This is a genomic window from Pantoea sp. RIT-PI-b, assembly GCF_001187905.1.
GTDB lineage: Bacteria > Pseudomonadota > Gammaproteobacteria > Enterobacterales > Enterobacteriaceae > Pantoea > Pantoea nemavictus.
In genome coordinates this window covers 74,428-99,676 of sequence record NZ_LGIS01000025.1, presented here as the reverse complement: position 1 = coordinate 99,676, position 25,249 = coordinate 74,428, and the positions used below count along the sequence as shown (strand labels likewise).

General features: G+C 54.4%; 26 protein-coding genes. 15 read left to right on the top strand and 11 right to left on the bottom strand.

The window, feature by feature from the left end; translation table 11 throughout:
- Window positions 1-26 precede the first annotated feature (26 nt).
- Complete coding sequence (locus AC790_RS15940) at window positions 27-773, bottom strand: 4'-phosphopantetheinyl transferase superfamily protein (RefSeq protein WP_049852404.1); 747 nt, start codon at window positions 771-773, stop codon at window positions 27-29.
- Between the two features lie 296 nt (window positions 774-1,069).
- Here AC790_RS15940 and AC790_RS15935 point away from each other — a divergent pair, with 296 nt between their 5' ends.
- Window positions 1,070-1,579, top strand: a complete 510-nt coding sequence (locus AC790_RS15935) for a flavin reductase family protein (protein ID WP_049852403.1) — start codon at window positions 1,070-1,072, stop codon at window positions 1,577-1,579.
- A 47-nt stretch (window positions 1,580-1,626) separates the two neighbouring features.
- On the opposite strand, the gene AC790_RS15930 is transcribed toward AC790_RS15935, so the two are convergent.
- From AC790_RS15930 to AC790_RS24940, 7 genes are all read right to left on the bottom strand, one after another.
- The gene (locus tag AC790_RS15930; RefSeq protein WP_007893569.1) at window positions 1,627-2,217 is read right to left on the bottom strand and encodes a malonic semialdehyde reductase; all 591 of its coding nucleotides are present in this window, start codon (window positions 2,215-2,217) and stop codon (window positions 1,627-1,629) included.
- 199 nt (window positions 2,218-2,416) lie between these two features.
- On the bottom strand, window positions 2,417-3,781 hold the full coding sequence (mnmE, locus tag AC790_RS15925; protein WP_049852402.1) for a tRNA uridine-5-carboxymethylaminomethyl(34) synthesis GTPase MnmE: 1,365 nt from the start codon (window positions 3,779-3,781) through the stop codon (window positions 2,417-2,419).
- 96 nt (window positions 3,782-3,877) lie between these two features.
- Complete coding sequence (yidC, locus tag AC790_RS15920; protein ID WP_007893566.1) at window positions 3,878-5,524, bottom strand: membrane protein insertase YidC; 1,647 nt, start codon at window positions 5,522-5,524, stop codon at window positions 3,878-3,880.
- A 2-nt stretch (window positions 5,525-5,526) separates the two neighbouring features.
- Window positions 5,527-5,784 carry a membrane protein insertion efficiency factor YidD gene (gene yidD, locus AC790_RS24315; protein ID WP_007893564.1) on the bottom strand — a complete coding sequence of 86 codons (258 nt, stop codon included), beginning with the start codon at window positions 5,782-5,784 and terminating at the stop codon, window positions 5,527-5,529.
- Entirely contained in the window at window positions 5,748-6,107 is a 360-nt protein-coding gene (gene rnpA / locus AC790_RS15915; protein ID WP_034830013.1) for a ribonuclease P protein component, read from the bottom strand. The genes yidD and rnpA overlap by 37 nt, the downstream gene beginning before the upstream one ends.
- A 14-nt stretch (window positions 6,108-6,121) precedes the next feature.
- On the bottom strand, window positions 6,122-6,262 hold the full coding sequence (gene rpmH / locus AC790_RS24310; RefSeq protein ID WP_003849659.1) for a 50S ribosomal protein L34: 141 nt from the start codon (window positions 6,260-6,262) through the stop codon (window positions 6,122-6,124).
- A 192-nt stretch (window positions 6,263-6,454) separates the two neighbouring features.
- Window positions 6,455-6,631, bottom strand: a complete 177-nt coding sequence (locus tag AC790_RS24940; RefSeq protein WP_162531771.1) for a hypothetical protein — start codon at window positions 6,629-6,631, stop codon at window positions 6,455-6,457.
- Between the two features lie 233 nt (window positions 6,632-6,864).
- Between AC790_RS24940 and dnaA the strand changes: the two genes are divergently transcribed.
- The 4 genes from dnaA (at window position 6,865) to gyrB (ending at window position 12,988) form a co-directional block, all read left to right on the top strand.
- Complete coding sequence (dnaA, locus tag AC790_RS15910) at window positions 6,865-8,271, top strand: chromosomal replication initiator protein DnaA (RefSeq protein WP_007893559.1); 1,407 nt, start codon at window positions 6,865-6,867, stop codon at window positions 8,269-8,271.
- Window positions 8,272-8,276: 5 nt separating this feature from the next.
- A complete protein-coding gene (gene dnaN, locus AC790_RS15905) occupies window positions 8,277-9,377 on the top strand; it encodes a DNA polymerase III subunit beta (protein ID WP_049852401.1) in 1,101 nt (366 codons plus the stop codon).
- Window positions 9,378-9,476: 99 nt separating this feature from the next.
- Window positions 9,477-10,562 carry a DNA replication/repair protein RecF gene (recF, locus tag AC790_RS15900; RefSeq protein WP_049852400.1) on the top strand — a complete coding sequence of 362 codons (1,086 nt, stop codon included), beginning with the start codon at window positions 9,477-9,479 and terminating at the stop codon, window positions 10,560-10,562.
- A 17-nt stretch (window positions 10,563-10,579) separates the two neighbouring features.
- Window positions 10,580-12,988, top strand: coding sequence for a DNA topoisomerase (ATP-hydrolyzing) subunit B (gene gyrB, locus AC790_RS15895; protein ID WP_007893552.1), 2,409 nt, complete (start codon window positions 10,580-10,582; stop codon window positions 12,986-12,988).
- 51 nt (window positions 12,989-13,039) lie between these two features.
- Here gyrB and AC790_RS15890 read toward each other — a convergent pair whose 3' ends face one another.
- Both AC790_RS15890 and AC790_RS15885 read right to left on the bottom strand, forming a co-directional pair.
- Entirely contained in the window at window positions 13,040-14,512 is a 1,473-nt protein-coding gene (locus AC790_RS15890) for a HAMP domain-containing sensor histidine kinase (RefSeq protein WP_049852424.1), read from the bottom strand.
- A gap of 8 nt (window positions 14,513-14,520) precedes the next feature.
- A complete protein-coding gene (locus AC790_RS15885; protein WP_007893548.1) occupies window positions 14,521-15,231 on the bottom strand; it encodes a response regulator transcription factor in 711 nt (236 codons plus the stop codon).
- A 153-nt stretch (window positions 15,232-15,384) separates the two neighbouring features.
- On the opposite strand from AC790_RS15885, the gene AC790_RS15880 reads away from it, so the two are divergent.
- The 10 genes from AC790_RS15880 to AC790_RS15835 all read left to right on the top strand — a co-directional run bounded on the left by AC790_RS15880 (window position 15,385) and on the right by AC790_RS15835 (window position 24,659).
- On the top strand, window positions 15,385-15,996 hold the full coding sequence (locus AC790_RS15880; protein WP_049852423.1) for a cytochrome b/b6 domain-containing protein: 612 nt from the start codon (window positions 15,385-15,387) through the stop codon (window positions 15,994-15,996).
- 10 nt (window positions 15,997-16,006) lie between these two features.
- On the top strand, window positions 16,007-16,795 hold the full coding sequence (locus tag AC790_RS15875; protein ID WP_049852399.1) for a molybdopterin-dependent oxidoreductase: 789 nt from the start codon (window positions 16,007-16,009) through the stop codon (window positions 16,793-16,795).
- A gap of 66 nt (window positions 16,796-16,861) precedes the next feature.
- Complete coding sequence (locus tag AC790_RS15870) at window positions 16,862-17,140, top strand: pentapeptide MXKDX repeat protein (protein ID WP_049852398.1); 279 nt, start codon at window positions 16,862-16,864, stop codon at window positions 17,138-17,140.
- A 152-nt stretch (window positions 17,141-17,292) separates the two neighbouring features.
- Window positions 17,293-18,102, top strand: coding sequence for a sugar-phosphatase (yidA, locus tag AC790_RS15865; protein WP_049852397.1), 810 nt, complete (start codon window positions 17,293-17,295; stop codon window positions 18,100-18,102).
- Window positions 18,103-18,318: 216 nt separating this feature from the next.
- On the top strand, window positions 18,319-19,017 hold the full coding sequence (locus AC790_RS15860; protein WP_007893539.1) for a FadR/GntR family transcriptional regulator: 699 nt from the start codon (window positions 18,319-18,321) through the stop codon (window positions 19,015-19,017).
- Entirely contained in the window at window positions 19,014-19,892 is an 879-nt protein-coding gene (locus AC790_RS15855) for a 2-dehydro-3-deoxygalactonokinase (protein WP_049852396.1), read from the top strand. The genes AC790_RS15860 and AC790_RS15855 overlap by 4 nt, the downstream gene beginning before the upstream one ends.
- Window positions 19,876-20,493, top strand: a complete 618-nt coding sequence (locus AC790_RS15850) for a 2-dehydro-3-deoxy-6-phosphogalactonate aldolase (RefSeq protein WP_049852395.1) — start codon at window positions 19,876-19,878, stop codon at window positions 20,491-20,493. Before AC790_RS15855 ends, AC790_RS15850 begins: the two co-directional genes overlap by 17 nt.
- On the top strand, window positions 20,490-21,638 hold the full coding sequence (gene dgoD / locus AC790_RS15845; protein WP_007893527.1) for a galactonate dehydratase: 1,149 nt from the start codon (window positions 20,490-20,492) through the stop codon (window positions 21,636-21,638). Before AC790_RS15850 ends, dgoD begins: the two co-directional genes overlap by 4 nt.
- Window positions 21,639-21,940: 302 nt before the next feature.
- Window positions 21,941-23,233: an MFS transporter gene (locus tag AC790_RS15840; RefSeq protein ID WP_007893525.1), complete on the top strand. Its 1,293-nt coding sequence runs from the start codon at window positions 21,941-21,943 to the stop codon at window positions 23,231-23,233.
- 163 nt (window positions 23,234-23,396) lie between these two features.
- On the top strand, window positions 23,397-24,659 hold the full coding sequence (locus tag AC790_RS15835; RefSeq protein ID WP_049852394.1) for a DUF3748 domain-containing protein: 1,263 nt from the start codon (window positions 23,397-23,399) through the stop codon (window positions 24,657-24,659).
- On the opposite strand, the gene AC790_RS15830 is transcribed toward AC790_RS15835, so the two are convergent.
- Window positions 24,637-24,996, bottom strand: a complete 360-nt coding sequence (locus AC790_RS15830; protein WP_036622144.1) for a YceK/YidQ family lipoprotein — start codon at window positions 24,994-24,996, stop codon at window positions 24,637-24,639. The two genes, AC790_RS15835 and AC790_RS15830, sit on opposite strands and share 23 nt — an antisense overlap.
- Window positions 24,997-25,249: the final 253 nt, after the last annotated feature.

Here is a 25,249-nt window from a genome sequence, read left to right as displayed (position 1 = left end):
AAAGGCCGCGACTGCGGCCTTTAATACTATGGATGCCCCATCTCATGCGGTGTGACCAAGCTGGTCAGGCGCAAGGTGCGCGGCCCCATGTTGGGTTTGCTCATCTCGACATCGCGCAGCGATTGCCATTGCTGCGCGCCATCAATCTCCCACAGGCGTAAGCGTTCGGTGCCTGGCGAAAGCGCACACGACCACACCAGTGTAGGTTCGGCATCACATACCGCCTGAATATCGGGAAACACGGTAGAGCGCAGTCGGCCAGCTGCGGGATGCAAACGCAGGGAATCAATGCCGCTATCAGATTCGCCGGTGAGCTTAAGAATGCTTTGGCGCAGCGTCCAGATTTGCGTCAGCGCTTCCATGAAATCCTGCTGCGCGTTGATCCAGGCTTTTTCGCCGGAGGAGAGATCCTGCGTCAGCATCTCCTGAGTTTGACGGCTGTGGGCGCGCACTATTTCCATATCCAGCCCAGCGCGTCCGCCTTCTTCCGCCAGCAGCACGCCAATGGTATTGCCGGCGTAGGAAATACTGAAATCCGGTAGCGTGGGATCAGCAAAACGGGGACGTCCGCTGCTGGTGGTGATCAGCTGCGGAAGTTCATGAATGCCATAGACGCGCAACATTAACTGCGCCAGCAGTTCGCGCGCCGCTAAAAAGCGTCCGCGCCGCTTATCAGCGAAGCGGTCGGCACTGTTGATCACATCCTGTGGAACCCGCATGTTCTCTGAAGAGAAGGGCGGATTACCTATCCAACGAACAAAATGACTAGCCATCTGTCGCTCCGTGAAAATGGTCGAATAATCATCAGTGCTATTGTAAGAATTTTCTCATGGGTTTGCATCCGGCTTAAGAGGGATACGACGATATTTCAGATAAGGACGAAGCCGAGCGACAATCCCATTTGGCAACTTTGCATAGAACGCTTTTGCAGATTCATCGCTGAACGGGTGCCGAACGGTCTGATGTGGTGTAGGATTTGGACAGTAAAAAAGGCACATTGAAGTGCGCTAACCCATTTATTCATCTGCCAATCGTGCGCATCTTAGAAGCATGCACGTCGGAGTTTTCTATGTCAGTTACCGCTATTACTCGCCAGGAATCGATCTCTCTTGATGAGTTTCGTCACGGCATGCGTCGCTTAACGGCGGGCGTTTCTCTGGTTACCACCGAATTTCAGGGCGAAAAGCTGGGGCTGATTGCTACTTCAGTCAGCTCGTTGGCTGCTGAGCCGCCAAGTCTGCTGGTGTGCGTTAATAGCAGTGCATCCAGTCATGATGCCTTTATCGAAGCCGGCCATTTTGCCGTTAACGTGCTGCGTGAACAGCATGATGACCTGTGTGCCCAGTTCAGCCAATCTTCTCGCCGGTCCGAGCGTTTTCAAAATGGCGCCTGGCAGACGCTGAATACCGGCTCGCCGATCCTGGCTGATGCGCTGGTGAGCTTTGATTGTCAGCTGGAGAAAGTGGTGGAGTGGAATACGCACAGCGTGCTGCTGGCACGGATTGTTGGCATCGCTCTGCCTGGTGAAGCGGCAGAGCCGATGATCTACTTCAACAGCGGTTTCCATTCACTGGGCTAACCGCGCAGGAATCGGCGTCATGGGTTAAGCCCGACGCCTTTTCTCACTCAGGCAAAGGTGCTGGCTTCATCAAAGCCAAGACGCGGCAGACGCGCGTGCAGTTTGCTGGCTTCGCCGTAGCCCAGATTAATCAGTAAATTCACCTGCCATTTGCTCTCGCTGAAGAACGCTTCGTTCACTTTTGACGGATCGAAACCGGACATCGGGCCCGCATCCAATCCCAGCGAACGCGCTGCCAGAATCAAATATCCCGCCTGCAAGCTGCTGTTACGGAATGCTGTCTCTTTCGCCAGGTCTGGGCTGCTGGTGAACCAGCTGCGTGCATCGCCATGTGGAAACAGCTTTGGCAACGCTTCGTAGAATTCCGGATCCCACGCCACAATCACCGTCACCGGCGCCGCCATGGTTTTGTCGACATTGCCAGACGAGAGCGCCGGTTTCAGCTTCTCTTTGCCTTCCTGCGACGTCACAAATACAAAACGACCCGGCGAGCAGTTAGCAGAAGTCGGCCCCAGCGCGGTCAGGTTATAGAGCTGCTTCAGCACCTCCTGAGAAATCGGTTTGTCCTGCCAGTAACTGTGGGTGCGGGCTTCATTAAACAGCGCGTTCAGCGCCACGCTGTCGAGCGTTGTACTCATGTTTCTCTCCTGTTCGGGCGGCAATGTGCGCCCAATATTTAGCATGAATAGTGAATGTACCCGGCAGGACCGGTTAGCCGGGCAGTGATCGTTATACTGCAAAGCGCAAGGGGAGCCAAATAACAAAGACGCATGGAAGGTTCTGGGCGGGAGAATTGCAGGTAGCTCAGAGAGCTACCTGTTGAAAGCCAGGGAAGTCTTACTTACCAATACAGAAACTGGAGAAGATTCGTCCCAGCAGATCATCGGAGGTGAATTCACCGGTGATTTCGCTTAGCGCCTGTTGCGCTAAACGTAACTCTTCCGCCAGTAATTCGCCGGCCCACGCGGCTAACAGCTGATGTTTACCCTGTTCTAAGTGCGTTGCGGCTAACTCCAGCGCTTGCAGATGACGGCGACGGGCGAGGAAGCCGCCTTCCATGTTGCCAGCAAAGCCCATGCTCTGTTTCAGGTGATCGCGCAGCGCTTCCACGCCTTCACCGGTACGCGCCGAGAGACGAATCAGTGAGTGACCATTCACTTCAGTGAGACCCAGCACTTCGCCAGTCATATCCGCTTTGTTGCGTACCACGGTAATTGGCAGCGCATCCGGCAAGCGCGCGACAAAATCGGGCCAAATAGCGGCGGCTTCGGTCGCATCCGTTGTGGTGCCGTCGACCATAAACAGCACGCGGTCGGCCTGCTCGATCTCCTGCCAGGCGCGTTCGATACCAATTCGCTCCACTTCATCGCTGGCTTCGCGCAAACCGGCGGTATCGATGATGTGCAGCGGCATGCCGTCGATATGGATATGTTCACGCAGCACGTCGCGCGTGGTGCCAGCGATATCGGTGACAATCGCCGCTTCGCGCCCGGCTAAGGCATTCAGCAGGCTCGATTTACCGGCATTCGGACGACCGGCAATGACCACTTTCATCCCTTCGCGCAGCAGGCTGCCCTGACGCGCTTCGGCACGCACGCCGTCGAGATCGCCGATCACCACATTGAGCTGTGCTTCAATTTTGCCGTCGGAAAGGAAATCGATCTCTTCATCCGGGAAGTCGATGGCCGCTTCCACATAGATGCGCAGGTGAGTAAGTGCTTCCACAAGCGCGTTGATGCGCAGGGAAAATGCGCCCTGCAGCGAGTTTACTGCGGAACGGGCTGCTTGCTCTGAGCTGGCATCGATCAGATCGGCAATCGCTTCGGCCTGTGCCAAATCGAGTTTGTCGTTGAGGAAGGCACGTTCCGAGAATTCGCCCGGCTGAGCAATACGCAAGCCGGGCAGCGCCACGATGCGTTTGAGCAGCAGGTCGAGAATTACCGGACCGCCGTGGCCTTGCAGCTCCAATACATCTTCGCCGGTAAAGGAGTTCGGGCCAGGAAACCACAGCGCAATGCCCTGATCGAGCACGCTGCCATCGACATCGCTAAAAGGCAGATAGTCGGCGTAGCGCGGTTTCGGCAGCTTGCCTAACACGGCTTGCGCCACGTCAGCGGCTTTTGCACCGGAAATACGCAGAATGCCGACGCCGCCACGGCCGGGAGGCGTCGCCTGGGCAACAATGGTGTCGCTGTGGCTCATGATTCCACCTTAAACTTTTAGGGTATTAATAAATAAAAATAGGGCGACATAAATGTCGCCCTTTGATTATACGCTGCTGCTGATGGCAGTCAGACGTTACGCTTTCTTCTTGTCGCGGCTATGCAGGCCACGTTTTTCCAGGCCGCGATAAATCAGCTGCTGCTGGAGAATGGTTACCAGGTTGCTGACGATGTAGTACAGCACCAGACCTGAAGGGAACCACAGGAAGAACACGGTAAAGATAACCGGCATGTAGGTCATGATCTTCTGCTGCATCGGATCGGTCACGGTGGTCGGTGACATCTTCTGAATGAAGAACATGGTGATACCCATGATGATCGGCAGAATGTAGTACGGGTCCTGCGCGGACAAATCATGAATCCACAGAATAAACGGAGCATGACGCAGTTCAACCGAGCCTGACAGCATGTAGTACAAGGCAAGGAAGATCGGCATCTGGATAACCAGAGGCAAGCAGCCGCCCAGCGGGTTCACTTTCTCCGCCTTATACAGCGCCATCATCTCCTGGCTCTGCTTCTGCTTATCATCACCCAAACGTTCACGCATCGCCTGAATTTTCGGCTGCAGCATACGCATCTTCGCCATCGAGGTGTACTGCGCTTTGGTCAGCGGGTACATAATGCCACGAACGATGAAGGTGATAACGATAATGGAGAAGCCCCAGTTACCGATAAAGCTGTGGATGAACTTCAGCAGCTTAAACAGCGGCTGAGAGATGAACCACAACCAGCCGTAATCTACGGTCAGATCCAGGTGAGGCGCGATAGCCGCCATCTGGTCCTGAATTTCCGGGCCAACCCACAGCGTTGCGCCAAGATCTTGCTGTGCGCCTGCACCAACGGTAACCGGTGCAGATTTGTAGCCAATTGCCGCTACGCCATTACCGAGGTTGCTGGTGTACAGCGTGTTGTTACCCTGTGTGCGTGGCACCCAAGCGGTAGCAAAGTACTGTTGCAGCATCGCCACCCAGCCATTGCTGGTGGTGGTGTTCAGGTTCTCGTTATCCGCGATGGTGTCGAATTTATATTTTTCGTATTTCGCATCGCTGGTTGAGTACGCTGCACCACGGAAGGTGTGCAAAGCAAAGTTGTTGCTGCCGGTATCGCGGTGCTTAGGCACATCGATGGTCTGCTTCAGCTGACCAAACATCGACACTTCCAGCGGCTGCTGGGTAGTGTTGTTAATGTTGTAGTCAACGTTAACCGCATACTCACCGCGCTTGAAGACGAAGGTCTTGGTGTAAACCACGCCGTTTTCACCGGTCCAGGTCAACGGCACGCGCAGCTCGCTCTGACCATCGGCCATCACGAAGCTATCTTGTGAAGTGGTATACAGCGGACGTGCGCCATTGTTAGGGTTATCCGGACCGTTACGGCCCGTTAAGCCGCTCTGCGCCTGATAAACGAATGCTGGAGTGGTCTCAAGCAGCTGGAACGGTGCATCTGAACCCAGTTTGTCCGGGTAAGTCAGCAGCTGAGCCTGCTCAATATCGCCACCGCGCGTGTTGATGTTGAGTGACAGGACATCTGTCTTAACGGTGATCGTTTTGCCCTGTCCGCTAGCCGGCACGCCGGAAGTGGCGGCATCACCCGCTGCGCTGCTTGTGTTTTGTGTGGTCTGAGTTTGCTGTGGCTGCGGAGCGTGGTCCGTCTGCCAGGCTTGCCAGATCATAAAAGACACGAACAGAAAAGCGATGAGAAAGAGATTGCGTTGCGAATCCATCGTTAATGTTCTCTGGTATCAAAGGTTTTTGGCGGCACAGGATCGTCACCACCCGGGTTCAAAGGGTGGCATTTTAATACGCGTTTTATCGTCAACCAACTGCCTTTTACAACACCAAAACGGCGTAAGGCCTCAATCCCATACTGCGAGCAAGTGGGATGGAACCGGCAATGAGGTCCCAGCAGTGGGCTGATGGCGCGTTGATAAACGCGTATCAGGGCAATCAGGAGCCGCGAGCCAGGCGACAGTGACGACGCCATAATTTCTCCAACGCTTCCGTCAGCGCACGGTTATCCAGGTCAGCAATCCCTTTTTTCGCCACGATCACAAAATCCATTGCAGGCAGCTCATGTTGACGCAGACGAAAGCTTTCGCGGGTCAATCGCTTGATCCGGTTGCGTTCATGGGCACGTTTGACATGTTTTTTTGCGACGGTGAGACCGATGCGGGGATGCCCCAGCGAATTAAGTCGGCCGAGTATGGTGATCTGCGGCGTACCGGCTCTTTGTGGCTGCTGGAAGACGAAAGTGAAATGAGTGGGAGTTAACAAACGTAACTCCCTGGGAAATGCGAGCTTAACCACGAGGGTTAGCTTTATTACTTAGAAACGGTCAGACGAGAACGGCCTTTAGCACGACGACGTGCCAGAACCTGACGACCATTTTTTGTTGCCATACGAGCACGGAAACCGTGTGAACGGTTGCGCTTCAGTACGGACGGTTGAAAAGTGCGTTTCATGGCGATTTCTACCTAAACTTGAAAATTTTCACTGGGTGACGCGTTTTCGGGCCAGTAAATCGACCAACGCCTCAATGTGTCTTTAATAAAGAGGCGGGATTGTAATAATTGTACAGTCCAGAGTCAATTTACTTCGCTGGTCGCGGCACCTGGAAACCCAGATACAGCCCGCTGATTCCGGGCATCAAGGCTTCACGCAATAATGCCGGGTGGGGAATTATACGGGCTGTGGGTTAAAGCGCAAGGATCGCGCAGGATCTTCTTGCGATCAATTTGCAGGTTTGTTGCGCGGAAATGCGAGCCAGCCAGAAAAAATAATGGTTTCAGCCAGATTAACGCTGGCTTTTTTGCCAGAAAGCGTAAACTCATTTTCGCTACCGGTGCCTGTGGATAAATTGGATCAAAACTGTGTAGAAAGGGAAGATCTCTCGGCGGCTTTACGTTATGATCCGCCCTTCCGCTGGCGATCCTTACTGCGATCGCCGGGGAAGACTACCGCGAATAGCGGTCGCAGGCGCTTTCCAACCGCCTGTGTCTAAAAATTACGTTTCTATTTATTAGCGCCTAAAATTCTTATCGATTTTGTACGAGTGGAGTCCGCCGTGTCACTTACGCTTTGGCAACAGTGTCTTGCCCGTTTGCAGGATGAGCTTCCTGCCACCGAATTCAGCATGTGGATTCGTCCGCTGCAGGCTGAATTGAACGACAATACGCTGACCTTGTATGCACCAAATCGGTTTGTACTCGACTGGGTTAGAGATAAATATCTCAATAGTATCAATGGGCTGCTGAACGAGTTCTGCGGTGCGAATGTGCCATTACTGCGTTTTGAAGTCGGCACTCGTCCTACCGCTCAGGTGACAACCAGCCAACCGGCGATGGCCACTTCCAATTACAGCGCGCCTGCACCGATTGAAAATCGTCCCGCGCCAACGCAAATTCTGCGTCCAAGCTGGGATTCGGTGCCCGCGCCGGCCGATGTCACTTACCGTTCCAACGTGAATAACCGTCATAACTTCGACAACTTCGTTGAAGGTAAATCGAACCAGCTGGCGCGCGCGGCGGCACGTCAGGTGGCGGATAATCCTGGTGGCGCGTATAACCCGCTGTTCCTTTATGGCGGCACCGGTTTGGGTAAAACTCACCTACTGCACGCGGTGGGAAATGGCATTATTGCGCGTAAGCCGAATGCCAAAGTGGTGTACATGCACTCCGAGCGTTTTGTACAGGACATGGTCAAAGCCCTGCAGAACAACGCTATCGAAGAGTTTAAGCGTTATTACCGTTCGGTTGATGCGCTGCTGATCGATGACATCCAATTCTTTGCCAATAAAGAGCGCTCGCAGGAAGAGTTTTTCCACACCTTTAATGCGCTGCTGGAAGGCAATCAACAGATCATCCTGACTTCGGATCGCTATCCAAAAGAGATCAACGGCGTAGAAGATCGCCTGAAATCGCGTTTTGGCTGGGGATTAACCGTGGCGATCGAGCCGCCTGAACTGGAAACGCGTGTCGCGATCCTGATGAAGAAGGCCGATGAAAACGACATCCGTCTGCCGGGCGAAGTGGCGTTCTTTATTGCTAAGCGTCTGCGTTCCAATGTGCGAGAGCTGGAAGGCGCGTTGAACCGCGTGATTGCCAATGCGAACTTTACCGGTCGCGCCATCACCATCGATTTCGTGCGCGAAGCGCTGCGCGATCTGCTGGCGCTGCAGGAAAAACTGGTCACCATTGATAACATCCAGAAAACGGTGGCCGAGTATTACAAAATTAAAGTGGCGGATTTGCTGTCGAAACGCCGTTCGCGTTCGGTAGCGCGTCCGCGCCAGATGGCGATGGCGATGGCGAAAGAGCTCACCAACCACAGTTTGCCGGAAATTGGCGATGCGTTTGGTGGCCGCGACCATACCACCGTGCTTCACGCCTGCCGTAAAATCGAGCAACTGCGTGAAGAGAGCCACGACATCAAAGAAGATTTCTCTAACCTCATTCGAACACTATCTTCCTGACGCATATGAAATTTATTGTAGAACGTGAGCAGTTACTGAAGCCCCTGCAACAGGTCAGCGGTCCGCTTGGCGGACGCCCAACGCTGCCGATTCTTGGAAATTTACTGCTGCAGGTCAGTGAAGGTTCGCTGCGGCTGACCGGCACCGATCTGGAAATGGAAATGGTGGCGCGTGTGGCGCTGACGCAGCCCCACGAACCGGGCGCTACCACGGTACCGGCGCGTAAATTCCTCGATATTTGCCGCGGTTTGCCGGAAGGCGCTGAAATCAGCCTGACGCTGGAAGGCGACAGAATGCTGGTGCGTTCAGGCCGCAGCCGTTTCTCGCTATCTACGTTGCCGGCCAGCGACTTCCCGAATCTGGATGACTGGCAGAGTGAGGTGGAATTCACCTTGCCGCAGGCGACGTTAAAACGCCTGATTGAAGCCACGCAGTTCTCAATGGCGCATCAGGATGTGCGCTATTACCTTAACGGCATGCTGTTCGAAACCGAAGGTGAAGAGTTGCGTACCGTCGCTACCGATGGTCACCGCCTTGCGGTGTGCTCAATGCCGATTGGTCAGGCGCTGCCGAATCATTCGGTGATCGTGCCGCGTAAAGGTGTGATTGAGCTGATGCGTTTGCTCGACGGGGGCGAAACGCCGCTGCAGGTGCAAATTGGCAGCAGCAACATCCGCGCACACGTCGGTGACTTTATCTTCACTTCGAAGCTGGTTGATGGTCGTTTCCCGGATTATCGCCGCGTATTGCCGAAGAATCCGGATAAAGCATTAGAAGCTGGCTGCGATATTCTGAAGCAGGCATTTGCGCGTGCGGCGATTCTCTCGAATGAGAAATTCCGCGGCGTTCGCATCTACATCACCGAAAATCAGCTGAAAATTACTGCTAACAATCCTGAACAGGAAGAGGCGGAAGAGATGCTGGATGTCTCTTACAATGGCACCGATCTGGAGATCGGATTCAACGTCAGCTATGTGCTGGATGTATTGAATGCGCTGAAGTGCGAAAATGTGCGTTTGCTTTTAACTGACTCTGTTTCCAGCGTACAAATTGAAGATGTTGCTAGTCCAGCCGCAGCGTATGTCGTTATGCCAATGCGCTTGTAAGGTCGGCATTTATGCCGACCTGGCGAATGTTCGCACCATCCTGGGAGCCATTAATGGCTCCCCTACAAGATCCCGAATAGCTTCATCCCGGAACACTTCATGGCTTTAACCCGCCTCCTGATTAAAGATTTCCGTAATATCGAGCAGGCCGATCTGGCGCTGGCACCCGGTTTCAATTTTTTAGTTGGCGCTAACGGCAGCGGCAAGACCAGCGTGCTGGAGGCGATCTATACGCTGGGCCACGGTCGCGCGTTTCGCAGTTTGCAGGCTGGCCGCGTTATTCGCCACGATCAGGATGCCTTTGTGCTGCACGGCCGTATTGAAGGCAGTGAACGCGAACTGTCGGTGGGTCTCACCAAAAATCGTGCCGGTGACAGCAAAGTCCGCATCGATGGCAGCGACGGTCACAAAGTCGCCGAGTTAGCGCAACTGTTACCCATGCAGTTGATTACGCCGGAAGGTTTTACGCTGCTGAATGGCGGCCCCAAATACCGTCGCGCCTATATCGATTGGGGATGTTTTCACGCCGCGCCCGGCTTTTTCCATGCCTGGAGCAATCTGCGTCGTCTGCTGAAACAGCGCAATGCGGCGCTGCGTCAGGTATCGCGCTATAGCCAGATTCGTCCGTGGGATCAGGAGCTGGTGCCGCTGGCTGAGCAAATCAGCGCATGGCGCGCCGAATACAGCGCGGCGATTTCCCGCGAGATCATCGGCACCTGTGGCCAATTTTTACCGGAGTTCGAGTTAGCGTTCTCTTTCCAGCGTGGCTGGGACAAAGAGAGCGACTACGCCGAACTGCTGGAACGCAATTTCGAGCGCGATCGCGCGCTCACCTACACCGCCAGCGGCCCACATAAAGCCGATTTTCGTATTCGTGCTGAAGGGACGCCGGTGGAAGATTTACTCTCACGCGGTCAGTTAAAGCTGCTGATGTGTGCGCTGCGCTTAGCGCAGGGCGAATATCTGACGCGCAGCAGCGGACGACGCTGTTTGTATCTGATTGATGACTTTGCCTCAGAGCTGGATGACACCCGTCGTCGGCTGTTAGCTGAACGCCTAAAAGCCACGCAGGCTCAAGTATTTGTCAGCGCCATTGGTGTCGAGCATGTAATCGACATGAGTGATGAAAAGGGCAAGATGTTCCGCGTGGAACAGGGTAAAATAGTGGTTCAACCTGAAGATTAAATGAGCGAGAAACGTTGATGTCGAATTCTTATGACTCCTCAAGTATCAAAGTCCTGAAAGGGCTTGATGCGGTACGCAAACGCCCGGGTATGTACATCGGCGATACGGATGACGGCACCGGTCTGCATCACATGGTATTCGAAGTCGTGGATAACGCTATCGACGAAGCGCTCGCCGGTCACTGTAGTGACATTACCGTTACAATTCATGCCGATAACTCGGTCTCAGTGCAAGATGATGGCCGTGGTATTCCGACCGGCATTCACCCGGAAGAGGGCGTCTCTGCAGCTGAAGTGATCATGACCGTCCTGCACGCCGGCGGTAAATTTGATGATAACTCCTACAAAGTGTCTGGCGGTCTGCACGGCGTCGGCGTTTCCGTGGTTAACGCCTTGTCACAGAAGCTGGAGCTGACTATTCGTCGCGAAGGCAAAGTGCATCATCAGATTTATCAGCACGGCGTACCGCAGGCACCGCTGGCGGTATCAGGCGATACCGATGCAACCGGTACGCGCGTGCGTTTCTGGCCGAGCTATGAAACCTTCACCAACGTGATTGAGTTTGAATACGAGATCCTGGCGAAACGCCTACGTGAGCTGTCGTTCCTTAACTCTGGCGTCTCGATTCGTCTGGAAGATAAACGTGACGGCAAGAACGATCACTTCCACTACGAAGGCGGCATCAAGGCGTTTGTTGAGTACCTCAACAAGAACAAAACGCCAATCCATCCAACGGTGTTCTATTTCTCGACTGAGAAAGATGGCATTGGCGTGGAAGTGGCGCTGCAGTGGAACGATGGTTTCCAGGAAAACATCTACTGCTTCACCAACAACATTCCACAGCGCGACGGCGGTACGCACCTGGCCGGTTTCCGTGCGGCAATGACGCGTACCCTGAACGCCTACATGGATAAAGAAGGCTACAGCAAAAAAGCCAAAGTCAGCGCCACCGGTGATGATGCACGTGAAGGCCTGATTGCGGTGGTTTCCGTGAAAGTGCCGGATCCGAAATTCTCTTCTCAGACCAAAGACAAACTGGTCTCTTCAGAGGTGAAATCGGCGGTTGAGCAGCAGATGAATGAACTGCTGGCGGAATACCTGCTGGAAAACCCGTCTGACGCCAAAATCGTGGTCGGTAAAATTATCGATGCAGCGCGCGCGCGTGAAGCGGCGCGTCGTGCACGTGAAATGACCCGCCGTAAAGGCGCGCTGGATTTAGCCGGTCTGCCGGGCAAACTGGCTGACTGTCAGGAGCGCGATCCGGCGCTGTCTGAAATCTACCTGGTGGAGGGTGACTCCGCAGGCGGTTCAGCCAAACAGGGCCGTAACCGTAAGAACCAGGCGATTCTGCCGCTGAAAGGTAAAATCCTGAACGTGGAGAAAGCGCGTTTCGACAAGATGCTGGCATCGCAGGAAGTCGCGACGCTGATCACCGCGTTAGGTTGCGGTATCGGTCGTGACGAATACAATCCGGACAAACTGCGTTATCACAGCATCATCATCATGACCGATGCTGACGTCGATGGTTCGCACATTCGTACGCTGCTGTTGACCTTCTTCTACCGTCAGATGCCGGAAATTGTTGAGCGTGGTCACGTCTACATCGCTCAGCCGCCGCTGTACAAAGTGAAGAAAGGCAAGCAAGAACAGTATATTAAAGACGACGAAGCGATGGATCAGTATCAGATTTCCATCGCGCTCGACGGCGCTACGCTGCACACCAACGCCAGCGCGCCTGCGTTAGGCGGTCAGCCGCTGGAAACGCTGGTGGCGGATTTCAACAGCACACAGCGCATGATCAAACGTATGGAGCGCCGCTTCCCATCGGCTCTGCTGCGTGGCCTGATCTACCATCCAACCTTAAGCGACCTCAGTAATGAAGCCGCCGTACAAGGCTGGATCGATGGCTTAGTGGCGTATCTGACCGAGCGTGAAGCGCACGGCAGCAGCTACCTGGCGCAGGTTCGTGCTGATAACGAACAGAACCTGTTCGAACCGGTGCTGCGTGTCCGCACGCACGGCGTTGATACCGATTATCCACTGGATAGCGAGTTCATCGATGGGCCGGAATACCGCAAAATCTGTGCGCTGGGCGAGCAGCTGCGCGGCCTGATTGAAGAAGATGCCTACATTGAACGTGGCGAGCGTCGCCAGCCTGTAACCAGCTTCGAGCAGGCGATTGAGTGGCTGGTGAAAGAGTCGCGTCGTGGTCTGTCAGTACAGCGTTATAAAGGTTTGGGTGAGATGAACCCAGAGCAGCTGTGGGAAACCACCATGGATCCAGATAGTCGCCGCATGCTGCGCGTGACGATTAAGGATGCGATTGCTGCCGATCAGCTGTTCACTACCTTGATGGGCGATGCGGTTGAACCGCGCCGTGCCTTCATCGAAGAGAACGCGTTGAAAGCCGCCAACATCGATATCTAATCGAGCGGGCAAAACAAAAAAACCCTTCCACTTAGGAAGGGTTTTTTGTTTTTAGCGCGGGATGGAGAAGCGGAAGCAGGCGCCCGATGTTTGTTCATCCAGACGAATATCACGCTCATGCAGCTGCAGAATACGGCGCACCACCATCAATCCCAGACCACCGCTGTTTTTCCGCGTGCTGGCGTGCGTTAACGCAGACGGACGCTCAAACAGTGTGGCACGTAACGCATCAGGAATGCCGGGTCCCGAATCTTTCAGACTTACTTCAACCTCGCGTTCGGCGCTTCGCAGCGTGACCTCAATGGTTCCCGCCTCCGGCGTGTATTTGATGGCATTATCAAAGAGATTGGTCAGCACGCGATCGATCATCGAAACATCGGCATTCACCTGCGGCAGCTGTTCGGGCATATCCACCACAAAGCGGATATTGCGCGTGCTGGCCATTAACTCAAATTTTTGCACCACGTCGTAAGTCAGCTCTGAAAGGCTGAACATTTCACGATTGGGCTTTATTACGCCATATTCCAGCTGCGCCAGTTCAAATAGCTGCTGCGCCAGCATGCTGACTTTTTGGCTTTGCGAGAGCGCAATGTGCAGGTAACGCTGGCTTTCGGTCGATTTCAGGCTGTCCGATTTATACAGTAAAGTTTCCAGATAACCGTGCAACGTCGTCAGAGGCGTGCGCAAATCGTGTGAAATATTGGCCACGAAATCACGCCGCAATTGGTCCTGATAAGCCAGCTTCTCCCACTGAAAGGCGACGCGTCGCGCCATACCCACAAACGCGCCCTGTAATACACTGACCTCATCTTTCTCATGCGGCTGTGGCAACGTTAATTCCGCCATCTGCTTGATTGCCGTCATGTCTTCCCGGTTGAGTTCACGAACGCGTTGCGTCAACTGGCGCATAGGGCGCGTGATTAAACTGAACGCCACCGCGCCCGCCGTCAGACCAAATAACACCACCAGCAAAGATGACCAAAATGATGTGTGCATCAGAATATCGATCTGCGCTTCCTGCGCCAGTTGGTGATAGTTCTCGCCCTGCAAAATCACATACAGATAACCCACCGTTTGGCCATGCAGGGCAAGCGGTGCAACGCTAAACACTTTATTTTCCAGCAAATTACGTGGGTCATCGCCGTATACTGGCGAAGCGGTGCCATTAAGCTGCGCATGGATTGGAGCCAGGCTCACGCGGCTGCGTTTGACATGATTAGGCGGTGCTGCATCAGCCAGAATATAGCCCTGTAAATCGAGCAAATAGACTTCCACACTGGGATTGAGCACCATCAAATCACTGAACAGCGCCTTCATCAGCGGCAGATTCACGCCCTGCTCGCCAATCATATTGGGGTTGAGGCTGGCGATACTGCGCGCCAGTCCGTCGGACAAACGTTGCACCACGGCGCTACCGTACTGCGCGTTAATGCGAATCTGCATCCAGCCTGACAGCAGTGTGCAAAGTAACAGCAAGGAAGCAAAAACCAGCGCCAGGCGCTGGCTGAGTGTCAGGCGTTTCATCATTAAACCTACTTCGCCGGCAGCGAAAATTTATAGCCTTTGCCCCACACCGTCAGGATGTAGTGCGGTTCGGCGGGATTATCTTCAATTTTCAACCGTAAGCGGTTGATATGTGTATTAACCGTGTGTTCATAACCATCGTGCTGATAGCCCCAAACCTGATTGAGCAGATTGAGGCGGGAAAATACTTTTCCAGGATGTTTAGCGAAGTGGTAAAGCAGATCAAACTCGCGCGGCGTTAAGGTTATCGGCTTATTCTCCAGCCACACTTCACGGGCTACCGGATCGATCATTAATGCATCGTGATGCAGCGTGCCCGCTTCCAGGCGCGAATTTAAATTCATCGCTTCCTGGCGGCGAAACAGTGCCTTAAGCCGGGCGACGAGTTCCACCACGGAAAAGGGTTTGGGCAGATAATCATCTGCGCCCAACTCAAGGCCCAAAACGCGATGCACTTCACTGGAGCGTGCACTGATCATAATGATCGGCGTATAGCGTTTCATTGCGCGGGCGCGGCGACAGATCTCTAAACCATCAATGCCGGGCAACATCAGATCAAGAATCAAAGCATCCCATTGCTGGGTCCCCAATAAATGGACGGCGAGGTGTCCATCAGCCGCATGGGTTACATCATAACCTTCATCCTGAAAGTTTAAGCGCAGAACGTCGGCTATTCCGCTGTCATCTTCAACAATAAGCACTCTCTTTGCGTCGATCATCATCCCTTCCTGTTGCGCCACTTCAATCAATGTTAGCGCTTAAATCGCCTCAAAGTGTTCACGTTTTGTTTAACTCCTCGTGAGGCTTCGGTGAACAACAATTCGGCACCATAGCATTCAGACGTTAAACAGCAGGGTCAGAAACGGATGGAAATGCAGAGGGATGAAAAGCCTGAACGCTCACTTGTGGTTCATCCAGCATGGTTGCGGTTGTGTCACTGGGTGAATGCGGTGGCCATAGTGATCATGACGTTGAGCGGATGGCGCATTTATAACGCCTCGCCACTTTTTAGCTTTTATTTTCCGGGTGAAATTACCCTCGGTGGCTGGCTAGGTGGCGCCCTGCAATGGCACTTCGCCGCGATGTGGATTTTTGCCGGGAATGGCGTGCTGTACCTCACGATGAATGTCGTTACTGGACGCTTCAGGAAGAAATTTCTACCGCTAAGTCTGCGGGGATTGCTGCACGATGCCAGCTGCGCGCTGAAAGGCAAGCTGGCGCATGCGGGTCTGCGTCACTACAACCACATCCAGCGTGCGGCTTATCTGTTTGTGATGCTGGACTGCCTGCTGTTGGTGCTGTCAGGGCTGGTGTTGTGGAAATCGGTGCAGTTTGGCGTGTTACGCGATCTCCTCGGCGGCTATGATGCGGCACGTTACATCCACTTTTACGCGATGGCCGCGCTGGTGGGCTTTGTCATGGTGCATCTGCTGATGGTCGCGCTGGTGCCAAAAACCCTGCTTGCCATGTTGCGTGGACGCTAAGGAGAGCGAGATGAAAAAATTAAAGGTCGATATTGCTCCCGGTGATGCGGATGCCCTGGTTAAAGAAGCGCAGCAGCTACTGGCGCGAAAGCTGGATTCCGCCTCACGCCGCCGATTTTTACGCCAGGGGTTAACGCTCGGCGGCGTAGTAATGCTGACGGGCTGCGATCTCAGTGATAAACCCGACATCGATAGCGTGCTGAACAGATTCTCCCGCTTTAACGATCGCGTGCAGAGCTGGCTGTTTAATCCTGCCCATCTTTCTCCGGAATACAGCGCCGATCGCATCGCGCCCTCATTTCCGTTTAACGCCTTTTACGGCGAAGAAGATATTCCCCAGGTCAACGGCGATCGGTGGCGTCTGGAGATTGCCGGGCTAGTGAGTGATAAACGCAGTTGGTCGCTAGCTGAGCTCTACAACATGCAACAGGTTGATCAGATTACGCGCCATATCTGTGTGGAAGGCTGGAGTGAAATTGGCCGCTGGGGGGGCGTGCGTTTCGGCGACTTTCTCAGGGTGATTGGTGCCGATACGTCGGCCAAATATGTCAGCTTTAAATGTGCGGACGATTACTACACCAGCATCGATATGGCCTCGGCGCTGCATCCACAAACCCTGATGGCATTGAGCTGGGATGGGCGAATACTCCCGCCCAAATATGGTTATCCGATGAAAATCCGTATTCCCACCAAGCTGGGATATAAAAATCCGAAGCATATTCAGGTGATTGAAATAACCAATCGTTATTCCGGTGGTTACTGGGAAGACGAAGGCTACAACTGGTTCGGCGGAAGCTGATCCCTTGATCCGGTGCCTTATTGCGCCAACACCATTGATACTCGTAAAACTATAAGGAAACACCCTATGAAAAACGCAATCGTAGCAACCTTTATCGCTTCAATGATGACTCTGTCTACCGCCTATGCTGCGGATACCATGGGCAAAGATGCGATGAAAAAAGATGAAATGGGTATGAAGAAAGACAGCATGCACAAAGATGCAATGGGCATGAAGAAAGACGGCATGCACAAAGACGCAATGGGCATGAAGAAAGATGGCATGCACAAAGATGCGATGGGCATGAAGAAAGATGCCATGAAGAAAGAGGAAATGGGCATGAAAAAGGACGCGATGAGCCACTAAGGTCATCCTTTAACGCCCTGTATTCAAGGCCATCACAGGAGTGATGGCCTTTTTTATTTGCGTGGGGAAAAATCTGAAGTCGGGCGCGAAACTGGTCAATGTGAGCTGAATCGCGCTAGCATTGATCAAAACCCTGACTCAACGAGGATGTTATGGCAATAAAACTGGTTGCAATCGATATGGACGGCACGCTGCTCAATCCGCAGCACGAGATTACGCCCGCCGTTAAATCGGCGATTGAACGCGCACATAAAAAAGGCGTAATGGTGGTACTTACCACCGGTCGTCCGTACGTCGGCATTCAGCGCTATCTGATGGAACTGAATCTGGTTGATGAAGGCCAATACTGCATCAGTTATAACGGTGCGCTGGTACATCGTGCTAACGATGGCGAATGTGTTGCCGAAATTACCCTGGGTTTCGACGATTATCGTTATATCGAACAGCTGGCGCGCGACCTTGGCGTTCACTTCCAGGCTTTCGATAAATCCTTCCTCTACACGCCGAATAAAGATCTCAGTGAATTCACCATCCATGAAGCGAGCCTGACCGGTATTCCGGTGCGCTATCGTTCTGTGGAAGAGATGGATCGCGCCACGCGCTTCCCTAAGCTGATGATGATCGATAAGCCGGATCTGCTGGATTCCGCCATTCAGCGCTTGCCGCAACAGGCGCGTGACAACTACACCATTCTCAAAAGCGCACCTTATTACCTCGAAATCCTCGATTCACGCGTGAATAAAGGACAAGGGGTAAAAATGCTGGCGGATAAGCTGGGTCTGGCGCGTGAAGAAGTGATGGCGATTGGCGATCAGGAAAATGATTTAGCCATGATTGAGTACGCCGGTACCGGCGTTGCAATGGGAAATGCCATTGATTCGGTGAAGAAAATCGCGCAGTTCATTACCAAAACCAACATGGAAGATGGCGTCGCGCACGCTATTGAAGAGCTGGTGCTGTAAATCTCCTTTGCGGGCAGCGCTCTGCTGTCCGCTGCTATTCCCCCTGATTCTCCCCCTCGCACCTCGGTGCATGGATTGTCTATTTTGTGATCCAGATTGTAGTACAACTTTACTAAATGGTACTACAATCTGCGGCACGGACTCAGGCGGTCGTTGGGCTTCACTGAGCGAAAGCAGTAATCTGATGCGTTATCGCCTTTCACTGAATGGAACATCATGACGCAAGAACAATTAAGCAAAACAGAGCGCATCATCCTGACGCTGGGTGAAGAGATTGTGGCCGGCAAGTTTGTGCCAGGCGCGGCGCTGCCCGCCGAAGCTGAACTGTGCGAACGCTTTGGCACCTCACGCAACATTATCCGTGAAGTGTTTCGCTCACTGATGGCCAAACGCTTGATGGAGATGAAGCGCTATCGCGGTGCCTTCGTCACGCCACGTAACCAGTGGAACTATTTGGATAGCGATGTGTTGCAGTGGGCGCTGGCGCACGATCAGGACCCGCGTCTGATTGCGGCGATGAACGAAGTGCGTGTGCTGGTGGAGCCGCAGATTGCGCGCTGGTCAGCTGAGCGCGCGACTTCAACCGATCTGGCGGCGATTGAGTTGGCCTATAACGAAATGGTGGCCAATCACCTCGATCGTGAAGCCTTTAACGAAGCGGATATCCGCTATCACGAAGCGGTACTGGATTCGGTGCATAACCCGGTGCTGCAACAGCTCAACGTGGCGATCAGCCAGCTGCAAAAAGCGGTGTTCGCGCAAACCTATATGGCCGATGAAGGCAACATGCCGCGCACCTTAGCCGAACATAAAGCGTTATTCGATGCCATTCGTCATCAGGATGGCGATGCGGCTGAACAGGCCGCCAAAGCGATGATTGCCAGCTCAACGGCGCGACTCAAGGAGATTATGTGACCAGCTATATTGCGATTGATTGGGGCTCAACCAATCTGCGCGCCTGGCATTATCAGGGCGCTACCTGCGTAGATGAGCGCCGTTCGGAAGCCGGTGTCACGCGCCTTGGCGATCGCACGCCAGCCGAGGTGTTTGCCAGCGTCACCGACGGCTGGCCCGTCAATGAGGTGCCGGTGGTGATGGCGGGCATGGTGGGCAGCAATGCGGGCTGGCTGTCGGTGCCCTATCTTTCCTGTCCGGTGGCGCTGGGCGAGCTGGCGGGTCGCCTAACGCGCGTTGAGGATAAAGCGTGGATTGTGCCGGGATTGAGCGTCGAACGTGACGACAACTACAACGTTATGCGCGGTGAAGAGACGCAGCTGCTTGGTGCGCTGGCATTGCAACCCGCACCGCTCTACGTGATGCCCGGCACGCACGCCAAATGGGTGCAGATAGAGCAGGATCGCGTGCTGGATTTCCGCACCGTGATGACCGGCGAACTGCATCATCTGCTGCTCAAACAATCGCTGATTGGTGCCGGTTTACCTCAACAGGAAGAGAACACCGCCGCTTTCCATGACGGTTTGCAGGTGGGATGCAACGATACCTCGATTCTGTCGCGCCTGTTTGAAGTACGCGCTTCACACGTGCTCGGCGCGCGCGATCGCCGTCATATCAGCGACTTCCTTTCAGGCTTATTGATTGGTCACGAAGTGGCGCTGATGACGCAACGGGCTGACGTAACACGCCAACCGATCACCATTATTGCCGGTAGCGCGCTGGCGCAACGTTATCAACAGGCGCTGCACTTTATCGGCCTTGATTCAGTCACGCTGGCAGGCGATAGCGCTTTCCAGCACGGAATAAGGAGTATTGCGAATGACCTGGCAAACTAAAATCCCGCTGATCGCCATTTTGCGCGGTATCACGCCGGACGAAGCGGAAGCGCACGTTGGAGCACTGATCGACGCGGGTTTCGATGCGATTGAGATCCCGCTTAACTCGCCGGAATGGGCGAAAAGTATTGGCGCGATGGTGAAAACCTTCGGCGATAAAGCACTGATTGGCGCCGGCACCGTGCTCAATCCGGCGCAGGTCGATGAGCTGGCGACGCTGAACAGCAAATTAGTCGTCACGCCCAACACCGATGCTGCAGTGATTCGCCAGGCGGTTTCCAAAGGCATGATCGTCGCCGCGGGTTGCGCCACCGCCACCGAAGCGTTCACCGCCTTACAGGCCGGCGCGCAGGCGCTGAAAATTTTCCCATCGTCGGCCTTTGGTCCGGGCTACATCAAAGCATTGAAAGCGGTGCTGCCGCCGGAGGTGCCGGTGTTTGCTGTGGGCGGCGTGACGCCGGAAAACCTGCACGAATTTATGGCCGCAGGTTGCATTGGCGCCGGTTTGGGCAGCGATCTCTATCGCGCCGGACAACCGCTGTCGCGCACTGTGGAACAGGCTCGCGCATTTATTGCTGCTTATAAGGATGCTGTACGATGAAAATTACCAAACTGACCACTTACCGCCTGCCGCCGCGCTGGATGTTCCTGAAAATCGAAACCGACGAAGGCATCGTTGGCTGGGGCGAACCGGTGATTGAAGGCCGCGCCCGCAGCGTGGAAGCGGCGGTGCATGAGCTGTCTGAATATCTGATTGGTCAGGATCCGGCGCGCATCAACGACTTATGGCAGGTGATGTATCGCGGTGGCTTCTATCGCGGTGGCCCGATTCTGATGAGCGCTATCGCCGGTATCGATCAAGCATTGTGGGATATTAAAGGCAAAGCGTTGGGCGTACCGGTTTATCAACTGCTGGGTGGTTTAGTGCGCGACAGCATTAAAGCTTACAGCTGGGTAGGCGGCGATCGTCCGGCCGACGTCATTGATGGCATCAAGAAGTTGCGCACCATCGGTTTTGATACCTTTAAACTCAACGGCTGCGAAGAGATGGGCATTATTGATAACGCCCGTAAAGTCGACGATGCGGTGAATACCGTGGCGCAGATTCGCGAAGCCTTCGGTAAAGAGATTGAGTTTGGCCTTGATTTCCACGGCCGCGTCAGCGCGCCAATGGCGAAAGTGCTGATTAAAGAGCTGGAACCGTATCGCCCGCTGTTTATTGAAGAGCCGGTGCTGGCGGAGCAAGCGGAATATTATCCGCGCCTGGCCGCGCAAACCCACATTCCGATTGCCGCTGGTGAACGCATGTTCTCGCGCTTTGAGTTTAAACGCGTGCTGGAAGCGGGCGGTTTAGCGATTCTGCAGCCGGATCTGTCGCATGCCGGCGGTATCACCGAGTGCTACAAGATAGCGGCGATGGCTGAATCCTATGATGTCGCGCTGGCACCGCACTGTCCGCTCGGCCCGATCGCATTGGCGGCTTGCCTGCACGTTGACTTCGTGTCACGCAACGCGGTGTTCCAGGAACAGAGCATGGGCATTCACTACAATCAGGGCGCCGAACTGCTCGATTACGTGATTAATAAAGACGATTTCAAAATGGATGACGGTCATTTCTATCCGTTAAATAAACCGGGCCTCGGCGTGGAAATAAATGAAGAGCTGGTGATCGAGCGTAGTAAAAATGCACCTGACTGGCGCAATCCGCTGTGGCGTTTTCCAGATGGCAGCGTTGCTGAATGGTAAATACCCGTCATACTTCAAGCTACAGATGCGTTGGCTGCGTTTATTCACCCCAGTCATGGTGTAAGCTCCCGGGGATTCATTCGCTTGCCGCCTTTCTGTAGCTCGAATTATTTAGGGTGTTAAATTTAATTAAATCTAAATGATTATATGCCGGTGAAATAGGGCATAGGGCTTCACTCAGCCTTTTTCCCGGCACAGCTTATTTACCGCCTCGGCGGATTTACCTTTGTTACCACTACCCTGAGTTTGTCGGGGCGTGCTTTGTCGCGCCTTTACGGCAAACCCGATGACGGAGAAACACCATGGATCTCTCTGCTGTGCAAGCCAAACCGACGCGCCGTCGTTATATCACGCTGCTGATGATATTTATTACGGTGGTGATTTGTTATGTTGACCGCGCAAATTTAGCCGTCGCTTCTGCCCATATTCAGGAGGAGTTCGGTATTACTAAAGCGCAAATGGGCTATGTATTTTCTGCCTTTGCCTGGCTATATACGTTATGTCAGATTCCCGGCGGCTGGTTCCTTGATCGCGTCGGTTCTCGCGTAACCTATTTTATTGCCATCTTTGGCTGGTCGGTCGCAACGCTATTTCAGGGTTTCGCGACGGGCTTATTATCCTTAATTGGCCTGCGTGCCATTACTGGTATATTCGAAGCGCCCGCGTTCCCCACCAACAACCGCCTGGTGACCAGCTGGTTCCCGGAGCAGGAACGCGCTTCTGCGGTTGGTTTCTATACCTCCGGCCAGTTTGTCGGCCTGGCTTTCCTGACGCCGCTGCTGATCTGGATTCAGGAACTGCTGAGCTGGCACTGGGTCTTCATCATCACCGGCGGTATCGGCATCATCTGGTCGCTGATCTGGATTAAGTTCTATCAGGCACCGAGCCAGAGCAAAGGCATCAATAAAGCCGAGTTGGATTACATCCGCGAAGGCGGTGCGATGGTCGATGGTGATGCGCCGAGCGAGAAGAAAACCCGCACCAAACTCACCGCCGCCGACTGGAAACTGGTGTTCCATCGCAAGCTGTGCGGCGTCTATCTCGGCCAGTTCGCCGTGACCTCCACGCTATGGTTCTTCCTGACCTGGTTCCCGAACTATCTGACGCAGGAAAAACACATCGCGGCGCTGACCGCCGGCTTTATGACCACCGTGCCATTCCTCGCGGCGTTTGTGGGCGTGATTCTGTCGGGCATCGTCGCCGATCGTCTGGTGCGCAGCGGCCGTTCGCTTGGCTTTGCCCGTAAAACGCCGATCATCTGTGGTTTGCTGATCTCCACCTGCATCATGGGCGCTAACTACACGAACGACCCTATTTGGATCATGACGTTGATGGCCATCGCCTTCTTCGGCAACGGTTTCGCCTCGATCACCTGGTCGCTGGTGTCATCGCTGGCGCCGGTGCGTCTGATTGGTTTGACCGGCGGCATGTTCAACTTTGTTGGTGGCCTGGGCGGCATTACCGTGCCGCTGGTCGTCGGCTATCTGGCGCAGGATTACGGCTTTGCCCCTGCGCTGGTGTACATCTCGGCGGTGGCGCTGATCGGTGCGCTGTCGTATATCCTGCTGGTCGGTGATGTAAAACGCGTGGGTTAATCCAACCAGGTGCGCATGAATGCGCACCCTACAAACCTTGCTGTAGGGTCGCCATTTATGGCGACCTGGCTAATAACCGCACGATAATGACGACCGGGTTTATTCGCATCCCACTAGCAAATCACGTAATTTATCCGGCAACTGTCAGATGTAAGGTTGCCTCATGTCAGAAAAACAACTCACCTTTGCCCAGCGCCATCATCAGCTGACCAATATCAACGTCTGGACCGGCGATAGCCAATGGCTGGCGTTTGATGTGCGGCCATCCGGCGCCTCCTTTACCAGCCTGACCATTGAGCGCGTTAACGTGACAAGCGGCGCTGTTGAAGTGCTGTATCAGGCGCGCGATGGCGCACACGTTGGCGTGGTCACCGTTAGCCCGGATCTGCCGTCGCGTTACGTCTGCATTCACGGGCCGGAACATCCGGACGCGCATTGGCGCTACGATTTTCATCATCGTCGCGGCGTGATTGTGCAGCAGGGCATTGCCGAAAATCTCGACGCCTGTGATATCACCGCGCCTTATACGCCCGGCGCGCTGCGCGGGGGATCGCATGTGCACGTCTTCAGTCCGGATGGTTCGCGCCTGAGTTTTACCTATAACGATCACGTAATGCATGAAAAGGATGCGCGTGATGACCTGCGCAATGTCGGCGTGGCGGTGCCGCTGCATCCGGTGTGTCCGCCCAAACAGCATCCGCGTGAATATGAGGGCAGCCACTATTGCGTGCTGGTCAGCCAGACGCAGCGCGATCCGCAGCCGGGCAGTGACCAGATCGACCGCGCCTATGAAGAGTGCTGGATAGGTAATCAAGGCTACCAGAGAGCCGACGGCAGCTGGCAGCGCTGGGCTATTGCCTTTATTGGCGATACGCGCGATGCGAACGGCGAAAAAGTACCTGAGGTGTTTGTCGTGGATCTGCCAGCAGCGCTCGCAGATTACGCGAAGGCGGGTGCATCACCATTGCAGGGCACGCCCGATAAACTACCTGCGCCACCAGCCGGCGTGCAGCAGCGGCGCGTCACGCACACCAAAGGGCTGGCGCTGCAGCCGCGCCATTGGCTGCGTGCCTCAGCGGATGGCAGCGCCATCGCCTTTTTGCTGGCGGATGAGCACGGCATCGTTCAGTTGTGGACGGTTTCACCCAATGGCGGTCAGCCGCGTCAGATAACCCAGCTGGCAAGCAGCATCCAGTCTGCTTTTAGCTGGCAGCCGAATGGCAGCGCCATCGCATTTATTTGCGATAACAGTGTGATGCGTTGTGAAGTGACGACGGGACACTGTACGCGCTTGACGCCACGCAGCGATCGCGCGCCATCCAGTGATGCGGTGGTGTGGTCGCCGGATGGTGAGCAGATCGCTTATATGCGGGAGGTTGACGGTTGGCGCCAGCTGTTTTGCGTCAGTGCGATGTTACCGGAGTAGAGGCTGCGGTCGCCAGGCTGGCTTGGGTGCCGGCCAATTTTTCGCTCTGCATCACACGCTCGTGGATGGAATCCTTGCTCTTGTCGTCATCGGAACGGAAATAGTCCCACGGCAGCAGCACGGTATCCATCACCGCTGAAAAGGGTAAATCGATCAGGGCCAGCGGCTTAATTGCCCAACTGGTTTTGTCATCCGTTAGCATCTCTGCACTGGCGCGCGTACCGGGATAGTAGCCCTGACTGGCGCCCGTATGAGACATCACGCTGGAGCAGCCCGAAGAAGCAAAGGCGCTGCAAATCAGCACAGCTGTGAGTGGAAAGCGTTTCATCATCTTCATTATCATCATCCCTTCAGTCATGGCATGGCCCTGGCTGGAGTGTGTCACCTGACGTTTCGCAAAGCTCTATGACCTTGTCTTGGATCTCAGGAGAATGGTTCCCTGAGTGTATGCCATATCGTCAGAATTGCTGTAAAAAATACGCATTGGCCCTTGAAAGCGACCAGGCTGCACCCACTTTTAAGGAACGGTCACGCTGCTGTTGCCGGAAGGGACAGCAGCGGGCTGAACAACCTGTCCATGGTGGAAGGTT

Excerpts from the sequence above, each read along its gene's own strand:
- AC790_RS15875 (WP_049852399.1), top strand. The coding sequence starts at position 16,007 with ATGAAAAAATTAAAGGTCGATATTGCTCCCGGTGATGCGGATGCCCTG.
- yidA (WP_049852397.1), top strand. The coding sequence starts at position 17,293 with ATGGCAATAAAACTGGTTGCAATCGATATGGACGGCACGCTGCTCAAT.
- mnmE (WP_049852402.1), bottom strand. The coding sequence starts at position 3,781 with ATGAGCCACAGCGACACCATTGTTGCCCAGGCGACGCCTCCCGGCCGT.
- recF (WP_049852400.1), top strand. The coding sequence starts at position 9,477 with ATGGCTTTAACCCGCCTCCTGATTAAAGATTTCCGTAATATCGAGCAG.
- AC790_RS15860 (WP_007893539.1), top strand. The coding sequence starts at position 18,319 with ATGACGCAAGAACAATTAAGCAAAACAGAGCGCATCATCCTGACGCTG.
- yidD (WP_007893564.1), bottom strand. The coding sequence starts at position 5,784 with ATGGCGTCGTCACTGTCGCCTGGCTCGCGGCTCCTGATTGCCCTGATA.
- AC790_RS15935 (WP_049852403.1), top strand. The coding sequence starts at position 1,070 with ATGTCAGTTACCGCTATTACTCGCCAGGAATCGATCTCTCTTGATGAG.
- rpmH (WP_003849659.1), bottom strand. The coding sequence starts at position 6,262 with ATGAAACGCACTTTTCAACCGTCCGTACTGAAGCGCAACCGTTCACAC.
- AC790_RS15850 (WP_049852395.1), top strand. The coding sequence starts at position 19,876 with ATGACCTGGCAAACTAAAATCCCGCTGATCGCCATTTTGCGCGGTATC.
- AC790_RS15835 (WP_049852394.1), top strand. The coding sequence starts at position 23,397 with ATGTCAGAAAAACAACTCACCTTTGCCCAGCGCCATCATCAGCTGACC.
- AC790_RS15840 (WP_007893525.1), top strand. The coding sequence starts at position 21,941 with ATGGATCTCTCTGCTGTGCAAGCCAAACCGACGCGCCGTCGTTATATC.
- AC790_RS15885 (WP_007893548.1), bottom strand. The coding sequence starts at position 15,231 with ATGATCGACGCAAAGAGAGTGCTTATTGTTGAAGATGACAGCGGAATA.
- dnaN (WP_049852401.1), top strand. The coding sequence starts at position 8,277 with ATGAAATTTATTGTAGAACGTGAGCAGTTACTGAAGCCCCTGCAACAG.
- AC790_RS15940 (WP_049852404.1), bottom strand. The coding sequence starts at position 773 with ATGGCTAGTCATTTTGTTCGTTGGATAGGTAATCCGCCCTTCTCTTCA.
- AC790_RS15890 (WP_049852424.1), bottom strand. The coding sequence starts at position 14,512 with ATGAAACGCCTGACACTCAGCCAGCGCCTGGCGCTGGTTTTTGCTTCC.
- AC790_RS15880 (WP_049852423.1), top strand. The coding sequence starts at position 15,385 with ATGCAGAGGGATGAAAAGCCTGAACGCTCACTTGTGGTTCATCCAGCA.
- AC790_RS15930 (WP_007893569.1), bottom strand. The coding sequence starts at position 2,217 with ATGAGTACAACGCTCGACAGCGTGGCGCTGAACGCGCTGTTTAATGAA.
- yidC (WP_007893566.1), bottom strand. The coding sequence starts at position 5,524 with ATGGATTCGCAACGCAATCTCTTTCTCATCGCTTTTCTGTTCGTGTCT.
- AC790_RS15830 (WP_036622144.1), bottom strand. The coding sequence starts at position 24,996 with ATGAAGATGATGAAACGCTTTCCACTCACAGCTGTGCTGATTTGCAGC.
- dgoD (WP_007893527.1), top strand. The coding sequence starts at position 20,490 with ATGAAAATTACCAAACTGACCACTTACCGCCTGCCGCCGCGCTGGATG.
- gyrB (WP_007893552.1), top strand. The coding sequence starts at position 10,580 with ATGTCGAATTCTTATGACTCCTCAAGTATCAAAGTCCTGAAAGGGCTT.
- AC790_RS24940 (WP_162531771.1), bottom strand. The coding sequence starts at position 6,631 with ATGAGTTTACGCTTTCTGGCAAAAAAGCCAGCGTTAATCTGGCTGAAA.
- AC790_RS15870 (WP_049852398.1), top strand. The coding sequence starts at position 16,862 with ATGAAAAACGCAATCGTAGCAACCTTTATCGCTTCAATGATGACTCTG.